Origin of the sequence: Erwinia sp. JUb26 (assembly GCF_003751505.1) — a bacterium.
In the GTDB taxonomy this organism is placed as follows: Bacteria; Pseudomonadota; Gammaproteobacteria; order Enterobacterales; family Enterobacteriaceae; genus Erwinia.
In genome coordinates this window covers 253,939-267,498 of record NZ_RJVB01000007.1, presented here as the reverse complement: position 1 = coordinate 267,498, position 13,560 = coordinate 253,939, and the positions used below count along the sequence as shown (strand labels likewise).

12 protein-coding genes are annotated in these 13,560 nt (G+C 55.2%); 4 read left to right on the top strand and 8 right to left on the bottom strand.

Annotation, left to right across the window (positions count from 1 at the left end):
* The first annotated feature begins 17 nt into the window (after positions 1 to 17).
* Positions 18 to 176: a hypothetical protein gene (locus EC836_RS24745; protein WP_158612803.1), complete on the top strand. Its 159-nt coding sequence runs from the start codon at positions 18 to 20 to the stop codon at positions 174 to 176.
* A gap of 45 nt (positions 177 to 221) precedes the next feature.
* On the opposite strand, the gene EC836_RS18705 is transcribed toward EC836_RS24745, so the two are convergent.
* A complete protein-coding gene (locus tag EC836_RS18705) occupies positions 222 to 653 on the bottom strand; it encodes a PTS sugar transporter subunit IIA (protein ID WP_123335890.1) in 432 nt (143 codons plus the stop codon).
* 38 nt (positions 654 to 691) lie between these two features.
* Positions 692 to 2,089 (bottom strand): sugar porter family MFS transporter, encoded by a 1,398-nt coding sequence (locus EC836_RS18700; protein ID WP_123335888.1) that lies wholly within the window; start codon positions 2,087 to 2,089, stop codon positions 692 to 694.
* A 923-nt stretch (positions 2,090 to 3,012) separates the two neighbouring features.
* Here EC836_RS18700 and clcA point away from each other — a divergent pair.
* From clcA to EC836_RS18685, 3 genes are all read left to right on the top strand, one after another.
* Positions 3,013 to 4,347 carry a H(+)/Cl(-) exchange transporter ClcA gene (gene clcA / locus EC836_RS18695; RefSeq protein ID WP_199735240.1) on the top strand — a complete coding sequence of 445 codons (1,335 nt, stop codon included), beginning with the start codon at positions 3,013 to 3,015 and terminating at the stop codon, positions 4,345 to 4,347.
* 121 nt (positions 4,348 to 4,468) lie between these two features.
* Positions 4,469 to 4,651, top strand: a complete 183-nt coding sequence (locus EC836_RS18690; protein ID WP_123335884.1) for a type II toxin-antitoxin system HicA family toxin — start codon at positions 4,469 to 4,471, stop codon at positions 4,649 to 4,651.
* Between the two features lie 21 nt (positions 4,652 to 4,672).
* Entirely contained in the window at positions 4,673 to 5,113 is a 441-nt protein-coding gene (locus EC836_RS18685; RefSeq protein ID WP_123335882.1) for a type II toxin-antitoxin system HicB family antitoxin, read from the top strand.
* Between the two features lie 17 nt (positions 5,114 to 5,130).
* Here EC836_RS18685 and EC836_RS18680 read toward each other — a convergent pair whose 3' ends face one another.
* The 6 genes from EC836_RS18680 to EC836_RS18655 form a co-directional block, all read right to left on the bottom strand.
* On the bottom strand, positions 5,131 to 5,433 hold the full coding sequence (locus EC836_RS18680) for a cupin domain-containing protein (protein ID WP_233599365.1): 303 nt from the start codon (positions 5,431 to 5,433) through the stop codon (positions 5,131 to 5,133).
* Between the two features lie 147 nt (positions 5,434 to 5,580).
* Complete coding sequence (locus EC836_RS18675) at positions 5,581 to 6,510, bottom strand: ROK family protein (protein ID WP_123335880.1); 930 nt, start codon at positions 6,508 to 6,510, stop codon at positions 5,581 to 5,583.
* Between the two features lie 101 nt (positions 6,511 to 6,611).
* A complete protein-coding gene (locus EC836_RS18670; protein WP_123335879.1) occupies positions 6,612 to 7,790 on the bottom strand; it encodes a carbohydrate porin in 1,179 nt (392 codons plus the stop codon).
* Positions 7,791 to 7,872: 82 nt separating this feature from the next.
* On the bottom strand, positions 7,873 to 9,783 hold the full coding sequence (locus tag EC836_RS18665; RefSeq protein WP_123335877.1) for a transcription antiterminator: 1,911 nt from the start codon (positions 9,781 to 9,783) through the stop codon (positions 7,873 to 7,875).
* Between the two features lie 9 nt (positions 9,784 to 9,792).
* Positions 9,793 to 12,426, bottom strand: coding sequence for a mannosylglycerate hydrolase (gene mngB, locus EC836_RS18660; RefSeq protein WP_123335875.1), 2,634 nt, complete (start codon positions 12,424 to 12,426; stop codon positions 9,793 to 9,795).
* A 27-nt stretch (positions 12,427 to 12,453) separates the two neighbouring features.
* The gene (locus EC836_RS18655) at positions 12,454 to 13,560 is read right to left on the bottom strand and encodes a PTS fructose transporter subunit IIC (RefSeq protein WP_123335872.1); all 1,107 of its coding nucleotides are present in this window, start codon (positions 13,558 to 13,560) and stop codon (positions 12,454 to 12,456) included.

Sequence of the window (13,560 nt, the reverse complement as noted above, 5' to 3'; positions counted from 1 at the left end):
GAGAGAAAGGAGCCAGCATGTCGACATTTTCCATCATTTCCCTGCCGATGTTTGCGGTCGGACTGGGCTTAATGACGCAATTTTACAGCAAGAAAGATTTGAACTTCCTGGTACCCGGTGTGGTACTGATGACCGCAGGGCTGGTGAATACATTAATCGGCATTGGTATGAACTGAGGGAAGAACACCCATAGATACGCAACGTATCTATGGGTGAGAACATTATTTCCGGTTAAGAATTCTCAGGAAATCTTTTTCACTGGAAATTAATGATAGTGCATTAGAGATAATCTCGTCGCTAAAGATTGAGGCCACATCGCGCAGGACATCGATATGTTCTTTCTCTTTCGCTATGACGCCAATTGCAATAAACATTACGTTATTCCGATCCCAGATCACACCGTCCGGGAACTGGAATATCTCAATGCCGGTTTTCACAATGATATGGTTTTCGGACTTCGGTAAATGTGGCAGGGTGATGCCGTTGCCCAGGAAAGTCGAAACCTGACGTTCCCTTTCATTGAGAAACGCAACGCAGTCCTGGCTCACATACCCTTTCGCTTTAAACTCTTTACCGGCCATCTCTAACACTTCGGCTTTATTTTTTGCCTGCCGTCCAAGATGCAGGTTATCAACGGTAATAATATCAATCATAGTCCGCCTCCTTTTATTAAATCCACACTATCACGCTATCAGTTTCCGGCAGACAGTTCTTCTTCCAGCTGCTCCAGCGACTTGTTGGAGGTTTCCGGAAGTGCCTTGACGACGAACAGAATGGCCAGATAGTTAATAACGGCGAAGATCAGGAAGACAGGACCCAGTCCCAGTTTTGCCTGCAGTACCGGGAACAGATAACTGACGATCGCGTTCATTACCCACATAAAGAATACTGAGATACCCATCGACAGACCGCGAACTTTCAGCGGGAACAGTTCAGCCAGAACGACCCAGGTCAGGAAGCCCATGGTGCCCTGCATCACGCCCACGAAGATCGCACCCAGCAGCCAGATAACCGTCGCTTTCATATCACCGACGAGGAAGTAGTCAGCACCGGCGATAATCAGGTGTAGTGTCGCCATCAGCGCAAAACCGTAAACGATTAGCGTTTTACGTTTGAAGCGATCAACCAGATACATCACGCCAAAAATCATCCCGCCGACGGAGAAGACGCCGTTCAGCACGTTACAGATCAGCGACATTTTCTCAGAGAAACCGGCGGTTTTGAGGATTTCCGTCCCGTAGTACATGATGACGTTGACGCCGGTGGTTTGCTGGAGGGCGGCCCAGGCGATCCCCACCAGAATCAGTTTCATAATCCACGGCGTACTGAAGATCACCGAGGTGGCACTCTGGGTGTGCAGCTTCTTCTCTTTTTCAATCTCGATTAAGGTGATGATGTCCTGGTATTCCTGCACCGCGCGGGCTTCAGGACGGATCTGTTTCAGAATAGCCAGCGCTTCTTCCCGGCGGTTTTTACTGATTAGCCAGCGCGGACTTTCCGGTGCGCGCCACATGCCGATTAACAGGAAGATAGACGGCAGCGCCTGCACCAGTAGCATATAGCGCCAGACCTCCGGCAAATGCCCCCAGATCAGGCCGATCACCGCATTGACCGCAAAGGCGGCAAGCTGGCCAATCACGATGGCGACTTCATTTAACCCGGTTAGCCTGCCGCGCATTTCCGTCGGCGCCACTTCCGAGATAAAGGTTGGTGCGGTTACCGAGGCTCCCCCCACGGCAAAACCAAGAATAAATCGGGCAATAAGCAGGCTGGTTACGTTCGGGGCGGCGGCGGATAAGATGGCGCCAATAAAGAAGACAAAGGAGAGATAAATCAGGTACTTTCTGCGGCCGAAGAAGTCAGCCATTTTACCGCCGCCGATGCTGCCGAGTGCGGCACCGATCAGCAGCACGCTCATCACCAGGCCTTCGGTGTCCGGCGTCAGGGCCATGTTCTCTTTTAATGAAGAAAAGGCACCGTTAATCACCCCGGTATCATAGCCAAACAGCAGGCCACCGAATGTTGCGACTAAGGTTATCTGATGTAATCGTTTTCGTTGTTGCGTATTCAGATTCATCAACAAAGACATATATTTATCCTTTCATTAAATTACTTTTAAAACATCAGGAAATTTAAAAAAAGTGATACCTCACCGCCCCATGAAATGAGGTGACGAATAATCCTGACGCTTTTAAGCAGGGTAAACGGTTCTATTTAATAATAAAAATACGAAATAACCAACCTGGCACGGCAATGAAAATTATTATTACTCCCTCTGGTACTCTTTATTCAATTTCAATCATCAAACGTTAATACAGTCATTCAGTGGTGATGCTGAGAGAATATATTTGATGCACGCCACCACATACCGCTCGCCAGACCGTTTCGATCTCCGACCGTATGGTTCACACAGGGAGGGTCAACGACATCGATTCAGGTTCCTTTCTACCTTCACCGCGTCCGACTTAGTGGTGCAGGGCGTTTAGCCCAACGCTCATCATCTCAGCAAGTTTCATCACTCTTCAGTTTTTTACCTGCTGATAACATAGCACCCAAATCGGAATCAAAATTCTACACAAATCACAAAATGACCATTTAGTTTCATTAATATTCAAATTTTCGACTTTACATTTCATTACACGAAGTCACTATTACTGCATGATTAACCATGTTTTTTTTGCTTAACTGGGTAACTAATGAGGATAATATTGAAAACGTTACGGGTAACCGCATCATAACTTTTCGCTATTAACAAGGATTTCATTTCAAAAAACATTCAGATTAGAAAAAAAATTCCACATAGCGGACAGCGTTGAAAATAGCAAGATTATGCATATTCGCGGCGATTGCGACACTGGAACGGCCGGTTGATTAAGTTCCGGGCGTAACCTTTGTAACGCACGGGCAGTCGGTCTAGAATTCTGAGCATCTTTCAGCAACCTTGCCCCTACCATGAGCCACGAACCCGCTTCCGTCGTCAATGTGCCGCAGTCGCCTCCCGCCCGCTACCGGATGTTTCGGGCCTTACTCAATCGGGATAAAACGCCGGTCGCGGTGCTGATTTCCGCCGCCGTGGTCGGCACGCTGGTTGGCCTGGTGGGCGTGGTTTTCGCCAGAGCGGTGGAGGCGATCCAGCATTGGCGCACCGTCAACCTGACCGCCGACGTGCTGCCGGGATGGCCGCTTTACCTCTGCGCCTTTGCCGTTTCGGCAGCGCTGGCGGCAGTGGGATACTGGCTGGTCCGCCGCTTTGCGCCTGAAGCGGGCGGTTCGGGTATTCCGGAAATTGAGGGCGCGCTGGAGGAGCTGCGCCCGGTTCGCTGGTGGCGGGTGATCCCGGTGAAGTTTTTCGGCGGGCTGGGCACGCTGGGGGCCGGTATGGTGCTGGGGCGAGAGGGGCCAACCGTGCAGCTCGGCGGCAATATTGGCCGCATGGTGTTTGACCTGTTCCGGCTGAAAAGCGGCGAAGCCCGCCACTCGCTGCTGGCCACCGGTGCCGCCGCCGGTCTGGCCGCCGCGTTTAACGCACCGCTGGCCGGGATCCTGTTTATTCTGGAAGAAATGCGCCCGCAGTTCCGCTACAACCTGATTTCGATTAAGGCGGTGTTTATCGGCGTGATTATGGCCAGCATCGTCTTCCAGCTGTTTAACGGCGGTCGGCCTATTATTGATGTCGGCCAGCTGGCGGACGCACCGGTACCGACGCTGTGGCTGTATCTGCTGCTTGGCGTGCTGTTCGGCGCAGTCGGCGTGCTGTTTAACAAACTGATTTTCGTGATGCAGGATCTCTACGCGCGGATTTATCAGCGCCGGATCTGGCGAGTGGTGGTCACCGGGGCGATCCTCGGTGGTGCCTGCGGAGTGATGACGCTGCTGTTTCCGGCCATCGTCGGGGGCGGCAACCTGCTGATCCCAGAAGTCGCCCCGGGTACGTTCTCGTTACAGATGCTGCTGCTAATTTTTGTTCTGCGCCTGCTGACCACCCTACTGTGCTTCTCCTCCGGCGCGCCCGGCGGGATTTTTGCCCCGATGCTGGCCCTGGGAACGGTGCTGGGCACCGCTTTCGGTCTGGCGATGTCGCAGTTTTTCCCGCTGTATGCGCTCCAGCCCGCGACGTTCGCCATCGCCGGAATGGGCGCGCTGTTCGCCGCTTCGGTGCGCGCGCCGCTGACCGGGATTGTGCTGGTGCTGGAGATGACCAATAACTATCAGCTGATCCTGCCGATGATTATCACCTGCCTGGGTGCCACGCTGGTGGCGCAGTTCCTCGGCGGCCAGCCGCTTTACTCAACCATCCTCGCCCGCACGCTGGCGCGGCAGGGGAATCAGGCGGCGGAAGTGAAATAACGGCGAGATAAATTAAGGCCGTTGTCAGTGCTGCTGTCATCCAACAGGCTCAAGAATCACACATAATGGATTTTACATGTGTGTATATGTGTGCATAATTATAAAAAAGCCAGGAGGGCAAATGAAATCGTCGGACTTGATCAGGGAGTTAGCCGCCGCCGGATGTGAGCTCAAGCGACATAATGGAGGAAGTCATCAGATATGGTGGTCGCCTGTCACCGGAAAAACCTTCCCGGTGCCACATCCTAAAAAAGATCTACCACCTGGCACGCTCAGATCCATAAGAAAAATGGCGGGAATTTAATGTCTCACTACAGGAGGTAATATGTTTTTTTCTGTTGGTGTCGAAACGCCTCAAGATGACAGCACGGCATACGGCATAATTGTTCCGGCGTTTTCGGCCTATGGTTACGGATGCTTCTCCGCCGCCGATACGCAAAGTGAGATTGCGTCAATGGCACGCGAAGCTATTTTACTCACCATTGAGGATATGGTGCTTAGCGGTAAGTTTTCCGTTGAGCAGATTAAGGACGCAGGATATCTGACCTACTCACGCGATAGCGAGTATGCAGACTATGATTCCTGGTTTGTCATTGACGTTGATTTGTCAGCATTTGAAGGCAAGCAGCAGCGGCTTAATATTGCGCTACCTGACACGTTAATCTATCGCATCGATAACCGTGTTAAAGATCGACCAGACGTTTACCGCGATCGCAGCCACTTCCTGGCTGTAGCGGCAAGGCATGAGCTGTTAGCCGGATCCTGAGATCCTGTGTTAACGCATTACTCCCGATCCACCAGCAGCAACGTGCCATAGCTGCCCGGCGGAACGCGGTGAGGTGCACCCGCCGGGATCAGGTAATAGTCACCGGCGTTGAGGAAGACGGTCTTATCCCCGACGATAAGCGGCATTTCACCGTCGATAACCACCAGCAGTTCATCAAATTCGGTGTGGGATTCTTCAGGGATCCCCTCGCCACCCATTTTGATCAGTTTGATATTGGCGTTGCCCACGCCGCCCAGGACGGTTGACCGCCAGACGGTGGGTAAATCTGCTGCCAGCGTTGCCAGGTTTCCGTGACTCACCGCGTGCTCCTTTGGCTGAGTAAAACGATATCACTACCCTGTTTCTGCCCGAACGCAAATTCGTCATTGTTCTAAGCTATGCCGCCGCCGCGAGCGAGCAGTCGGCCGGCCGGCCAGTGAACCATTAACCGTCCGGCAAGAGAACCGTCAGCCTGCAAAAGAACGGTCAGTCTGCGAGCGAATAGCCAGCCAGGCCGCGCCGCGCATACCGCTGCTGTCGCCGTGCTGAGCCACCACGATCGGGGTGAGGAACCGGTCGGTAAACACCCGCTCGCCGGTGGCTTCCGCCAGCCCTTCCAGCAGCAGTGGCTCATTCGACAGCCCGCCGCCGAGCACAATCACGTTCGGATCGACGATATTAACGATCGTCGCCAGCAGCCGCGCCAACTGGCTCTTGAAGCGCGCGACCTGCTGTAGCGCCGGGAGATCGCCCTGCTGCGCCAGCCGGATAACCTCCGGAGCCGTGCGCTGCTCGCCGGTCAGCCGGAAATAGCGCTCCGCCAGCCCGGTGCCGGAAACAAATGACTCCACGCAGTTTTGCCTGCCGCAGTAGCAGATTGCCAGCGGGCCATCCTGCTGCTCGGTGTAGTCCGGCAGGGTGATATGTCCGCACTCCGCCGCGTTGCCCCACGCCCCGGTAAATATCTGCTGCTTCACCGACATCCCGCCGCCGCAGCCGGTGCCAAGGGTGATGCCGAACACCACCTCTGCGCCCTTTCCTGCGCCATCGCAGGCTTCCGACAGCGCAAAGCAGTTGGCGTCGTTGGCTATCACCACCGTGGTGCCCAGCCGCTGTTCGAGATCGGTTTTCAGATCCTGGCCGTTGAGCACCAGGATATTGGAATTTTTGATTTTGCCACTGGCGGGGGAAATACCGCCGGGCAGCGCCATGCCAATCGCTAACGGTTGCTGGCTCTGCGAACGTATTTCCGCCACGAAATCGCACAGCTCAGCAATAAACGCCGGATAGTCGCTTTTTACCGTTGTGCGTCGGTAGCGGGCTATTTCCTCGCCGGAGGCATTCATCACCACCGCCGCCATTTTGGTGCCGCCAATATCCAGACCGAGATAATGCATAACGTCTCCTGCTGTGAAATATATCCCCGTGCGCCGCCATTATTCAGACAGCAGGCATCCTGCACTGATTAACAGCGCGCACGGGAAAATGGTTACTTTAATTAGAAGTGATATTTAAATCTTACGCGCGCGCCATAGCGGTCTTTATCATCACCCTGTTCATTATCCATGCTCAGCCTGGACCAGTAGGCACCTAAATAAACATCGAAGTTATCCATTTCCATCACGTTGCGAATACGGTACGAGGCGTGCACGGTGTGAATATCATATTTACCCAGAATCACTTCGCTGGCGTTAACGATATCGGTATTGGCGAAGTTAAATTTCTGCACGTCGTTTTTCGCGTAAATATAGCCCAGCTCAAAATCGTGCCACAGGGCGTTGGTTCCGGCGCTGAAGTCTTTCTCGTCGGTGGCATCCAGATAGGCGGTGCTGAGGTTAAATACTACCCCGTCGTCCGGGTTAGATTTTTGCCCGTTCCAGCTGAAGGTGGCACCGTAGCCGTTACGTTTTGACTGGTCGTTAAAGTTACCGTTAGCGTCGTTGTAGCCGTAGGCATTGCTCACCACGTTGGTTTCCATGGCGATGGCGGCGGTGACGTCATTTACCGTATAGGCAACGATCGGACGCAGATAGATAACGTTCTTTTTATTCTCCAGCGCGTTGCCGTGATAGGCCTGATCCTGGAACAGTTTGGTGCCGTCGCTGGCGAAGGTGTTCAGCTCAAAGTAGAACGGCCCGCTCGTTTTGCTCAGCTGGATAGCGCCACCGGCGCTGCTGCGGCCACGGCCCTCTTTCATCATATAAATGTAGCCGAAGCCGTCGTCGTAGAGGTTGTTTGCCGTGTTGCCGGAGTACTCAATCAGCGTATCCTGATTAAGCGGGAACATATCGAAGGCTTCATAGCGCCCCACTTTCACCTTCCAGTCTTTTTCCTGACCGAAGAAGAAAGCGGCATCGTCAAGATTCATATTGCCGGAGAGATCGGCCAGCGGCTGCACGGTGAATCCGGCAAACTTATTATTCGCCACGCTGCGATACCCGTCCACGCCGAGTAAAATACGGCCGTTGACGTCCCAGCGTTCGGTATTGCCGGCATTCCAGTTATTGCCCGAATTAGTGCGCAGCGACGTTAACTGGCCGGTTTTACTCGCGGCATCCACGTTAAACTCCACGTCGCCATAAAACTTCAGGCTGCCTTCCGGCGTATCCACGGTAATTGCAGAAAGAGCCGGAACGGAAAACAGGAACAGGCTACAGAGATAATGATTAAATTTCATTATTAAATCCTTTCTTATTTTAATCGGATTGGGTTTTTATTATTTAATTTGCCATCAACATTTATGACTCTGCCTTTCTTTTTTAGATGAAATACCTCCCGGATAAACACATGAAATCGGCAAAGGTGCCGGACGCGCTTAATTTATCGATAATGTCATCATCGAGAATATTGGTCAGATAGTCATAAATAATCATACTATCGACAAAGGCGTCTTCACTGATTGCCAGCATGAAAACTAATTTCACCACTTTCCCCGCATCCCATTCGATGCCCTGCGGGAATACCGCTACGGTCACCTGGGTGGTGGAGGCCACCAGCCCCATCGGGTGAGGAATGGCGATTTTATCCGCCAGCAGCGTGGAGGCGTGCGCCTCACGCTCCACCACCGACGGCAAGTAACGGGCGTCCACTTTACCGGTGGACTCCAGCCGCCTGGCAAGAAATTCAATCAGCGAGTCCTTGTTATGCTCGGACTGCTCGAAGATAAAGAAATGCGCAGGTGAGAAATAGTTCATCACCGTATCCGCCGGAGAGCGATGATTGGTCAGGTAGTATTTGATGTTCTCCAGCTGCCAGCGCTCCGGCAGCGCGGGCAGATTAATCACCTTCCGGTTTTTCTCCGCCACCGGCACCATGCTAATCACCACGTCTTCGGCGATGTTTTCCAGCGCCTTATACTGCTGAACGGAGATCGGTTCGCCAATCGCCATGTTGGGGTACATACGCACGATCCGCTGGCAGACGATCCGCGTGGAGGCCATGCCCTGATCGCTGACGATCAGCGCGCTGACCGCACTGCCCTGATGCTGGTAGAGCGTATCTTCAAGCACCGCGCCGATGTGCATCACCAGATAACCGATCTCATCGTCGCTCAGCCTGCCGGTGAAAAAATTATCCAGTTCGCTGAAGGCGGTCAGGGTCATTTCGTACATCAGCGGATAGTGGCGCTTAATCTGATCCAGCAGCGGGTTGATAATGGTGATGCCGTGATTCACCCGGGTGCGCATCGCCTTGATGTGATTCAGCAGGTTCTTTTTTGACTGCTCGTCGTAGCTGACGTCGCAGTACCAGACGGAGCTGACGTAGCTTAAAAAATGGTTCATCACCGTCAGTTCGGCATCGTAGCAGTGGTCCGGCAGATCGCTGTCGCCGTTCACCGAGCAGAATGCCGACAGGTTCATCGCCATATAGTCCACTTCACCCGTCGGCACGCTGGCGTGCTCATCCGGCAGCAGCAGTTGCAGCACCTGCCGCGCGACGGGCTTCCACAGGATTTCGCACTGGCTGAAATCGTAATCCAGCAGCCAGTTGCCGCCGCGCATTCTCTCCAGCGCAATACCGCAGCACAGCGTAAAGGATCGCAGGTTCACATCGCTGAAGCGCAGCTGGTTATTCACCAGCAGCTGGCTTAGCGCGGTTTTGATTTCAGAAAACCCGCTGGCGGCCGCAAACAGCTCGCGGTAATCGCTTTCCGTTTCCGTTGAGCGCAGCAGGTGATCGTAAATACAGCGGCGGATATTCACTTCATCCCCGGAGATCCTCAGCCGTTCGTTACCCACCGCGTTAATGGCAATCTGATAGAAGGCGAAGTGGCGTTTCAGCAGCGCCACGTCGTTTTTCAGGCTGTAGATGCTGATAAACCAGTCCGACTCCAGCGCTTCCAGCGAAACAACGCCCTGCTGACGCAGCAGCAGCGCCATCAGCTGCTTTCTACGATCCGCGGCGGATCGCGTCTGGTTAACCGGTCTGTCGGACTCTTCCAGCAGGGCATGATAGCTGGCGGGGTCATCGAATTTTACCTCAAACCCCGTTTTGCGATCGTAGAGGAGACTGATGCCGTAGCGGGGGATGATATCGCTTAACTCTTTCAGATCGCTGCGAATGGTGCGCGTTGACACGTTCATTTCTTTGGCAAGAAACGCCTGCGTCGCCGGACCTTTGGCAATCTGTACGAAAATATCTCTGACCCGTTTATTGGTGAACAGTCTCATAGTTCTCTCTTAATCCCTGGTGATAGACAGCGTCTGGACATCATTCTGTTGCAGCTGCTGGCGTACCGGCATCGGCGTACGTTCATCCAGCATCACCGGGCGGGCATTCGTCAGATCCGGCAAAGCGACGGCCTGCTCCAACTGCGGGTTGTACAGCCTGACGATGTAGCCCGCGTCCTGCTCGGCGCATTTCACCGTACTGACCAGTGCATCGTTCTCCCCGTGCGGCAGGCTGAACAGGCTGAGCGTTTCCGGGTAGTCGCGCACCTCATCGTTGAGGCAGAAGCGCAGTCGTCCGTTGAGGAAGTCGCTGTCCTGATACACCGGGAAGGTGGTCAGCAGCTGCTTCGATACCCTTGCGTGCTGCCCCTGATTGAAGCTGCCGCTGTGGATGCGCCAGCCGAAGCTGAACGAGAGCGATCCGAGCAGCTGGGCATCCGGCGTGGCAATCACCGACTCGCCGGACGCGCGGCCCGGGCGGTACAGCAGGTTTTCTTTGCCCATATAGCCGAAGGTGCGGAACAGGGTCACGGCGATGGTATCAAAGCCGTCGCCGACGATTTCATACTCGCGCACGCCGTTGGTATGCAGAGTGAAACCGTGATGCTCGTCGTGCAGGTTGACGTAGCTCTGCATCGGTTCGATGGCGATCGGCTTCTCGTGCCAGTTTTCTTCTTCCCACACCGCCAGCGCGTTGCTGAGCTGCACCGGGCGAGTCACCACGCCAAACAGCTGATCGGCGCAGGAAACGTTGGCCAGAATGTCCGTGGCGAAGTGTACGCACAGGCGATGGCTCAGCACATCATTTTCCACGTCAACGTTGAAGCGGATCAGATCGTCGTCTTGCAGGCTGACGGTCGCCGCCACTTTCATCGGTGAACTGGCAATGCCCTGCGCTCGCTCTTCCAGGCTGGCCGGTACCGAGAGCAGATACTCCAGATGCAGCGTCTGGCGCAGATCGTCACGCTGACGGCGGGCCTGCACCAGCGTATTTTCCGAGGTGATGAACATGTCCTTGCGCGGCGGCGAGTAGTTGTAGGAGTCGCCGTCGTCACCGTTTTCCACCAGCAGCATCTGCCGCTGATAGCGCTTGCCGCTGACCTTGTGGGTAATCGCCAGCAGGCCGTTGCTCTCTACCTCAATACGGTAGGCCGCGTTTTCAATCACCGTTTCTGCATCCTCCCGGCGCGGGCTGATGCCGTCGGCGGAGAAGTCCAGATGCCAGCGGGTGTAGCCCAGCGCCGGAAGATCGCGAGCGGCCACCGTCAGTCGGGTGCGGAACACCTTTTCCGGGCGGTGATACGGTTTGCCCGGGTTCAGGCGGATGGTCTGATTCAGCACGTACTGGGTCAGATCTTCCTGCTCTTCAATTACGCACGGCAGCGCATTGCCGTCGGCATCCCGCAGGGTGAACGGCAGGCCGGGCAGCCACGCCTCGAAGGCGATCTGCTGCGTGACCGGATTCGGCAGCGGGTTGAACACGGTAAAGCTGTAGTCGTGCTCGCGCGGAATGCGGATGCTGATCTGCCGTGTGGCCGACTCCAGCAGGTTGTTCGCCAGATCGCGCGCTTGCTTGTAGCGGAAGGCGATATCGCGGTTGGTGTCGTCACTGTTGCAGCCGCCGATGCTGTCGTGCGCGGCGTTATAGAACATCAGCTTCCAGATATCCGCCACAATGCGCGCCGGATAGTCATGGCCCAGGCCGCGACCGATGGCCAAGACCGGCTCCAGGGTGTTGACCAGCAGCGCTTCCACCTCGTTGTTCAGCAGCTTGAGGTCGGCGCGGCAGGAGAAGATGGTTTTGTGCACGCGGGAGTGTTTGCCCTCGGTCAGTTCCCCTTGCAGCACGCGAACTTCCCCGGCAGATTCATTCTCCACCGCCTGCACAAACTCCAGCGGGCTGCTGATTTGGTAGTGGCGGGCACTGTCGCATTCATTAAACGAACGCACCAGCTCCGGCAGGTTTTCCCGCACCGGAGCCTGATCGAAGCCGTGCGGATAGAGCAGATGCTGGCGTGCGCTGCGGGCTTCGATCGGCGCCATTTTCTCGTCGAGAAACGCCTTCATGGTGGCCGGCGTTTCGTCAATCAGGCCGCCGTAGTGGTAGCCCCACGGCATCTGCACGGCAAAGACTTTATCGCCGTTATCGCCCTGCCAGAGAAACTCGGTTTCATGCAGGGTGTTATCGGCAATGCCGCGCCAGAACAGCGCGTGGCGGATGCCGAACTGACGATAAATCTGCGGCATGTTGCCGCCCTGGCCGAAGCAGTCCGGCACGTAGCCGAGCGGCAGGCTGTGACCGGCCTCGGCGGCTATGCGCTGACCGTAATACAGGTTGCGCACCACGGATTCCTGATGGATAACCAGCTGGTCGGTCTGGGTGTACCACGGACCGGTAATCAGGCGCTGTTCAGCAATCAGGTGATACAGACGCTCGCGATCTTCCGGTGCCCACTGCAGATAGCTTTCAATCAACGAGCTTTGCGCATCCAGCAGGTAGCTGGGGAAATCCGGGTTATCTTCCAGCACGCGCAGCACATTTTTAATATGGCTGAACAGGTAAATACGCGAGCGCGAGGTGGTGAAGTACCACTCCTGGTCCCAGTGCGTGTGGGTATAAACATGTACGGTTTTCTTGGTCATTACGTCGTCCCTAAACCACTCGGGTCATTAATCAAATTTGATTTCGATACTGTCCGCAGCAAAGTCATCGGCCTGCGCGCTGCCCGTCGGCTCATCGTTAAAGTTCACCAGCAGGTTGGCCCCGAAGGCGATAACCAGCGTGCCGACCAGCGCACCGGCGAAGTAGGCCCAGGCGTTACCGACGGTAAAGCCGCCATACAGCCCGCCCAGCGGAGGCATAATCGGATAGGCTTTCAGCAGGGCCACGGTCATGGCACCGGCGATACCGGCAAAGACGTTAAGCGGGATCAGGCGCGCCGGGTTTTTCAGCGTGAAAGGGATCGCCCCTTCGGAGATGCCGAGGATGCCCATAATCACCGAGCCGTTACCGGCCTCTTTCAGCGTCTGGCTGTAGTTGGCCGGGCGCAGGAAACGTGCGGCGGCATAGCCCAGCGGCGGGATAATAATTGCCACGTTGACCAGGATAGCGGGCAGATACACGCCGCTGAGGAACAGCACATTCGCCGTACCCCACGCCGCTTTATTCACCGGGCCGCCGAGGTCGAAGCAAATCATGCCGCCGAGCACCGCCGCCAGCACCACGGTACTGGTGCCGTCTTTGGTCATTTCCTGCACCCAGGACATCAGCGAACTGTTCAGCCAGCTCAGGGCATCGCCCAGCAGCAGCAGCATCACCAGCACCTGCAGGCCGACGGTGATAAACGGCAGGATAATCAGCGGCACCGACGTCGCCGCCGAGCCGGTGATGCGCACCTTGCGCGCCACCCAGTCGGAGGAGTAGCCCGCCAGCAAGCCGCCGATCGCCGCGCCGAGGAAGCCGGATCCGGTGATGGAGGCAATCAGCCCGGCGGTAAAACCGGCCGCCAGCCCTTTTTTCCCGGCGATGGAATAGGCCACATAGGCACCGAGGATATAATTCATCAGCCCGATTATTTTGAAGCCGATTTCCTGAGTCTGGTACAGCCAGTTTTTAATTCCCTGCACGTCGGCAAACTGATTCAGATCTGAGGCACCAAAAGCAATGCCGATAATTTTTGCTACGGCCACCATCAGTGAGCCGGCAATAATGACCGGCAGGGCAAAGGAAATACCCGTCATCAGATGGTTCTTAATATCCACCATTAATTTTTTCAT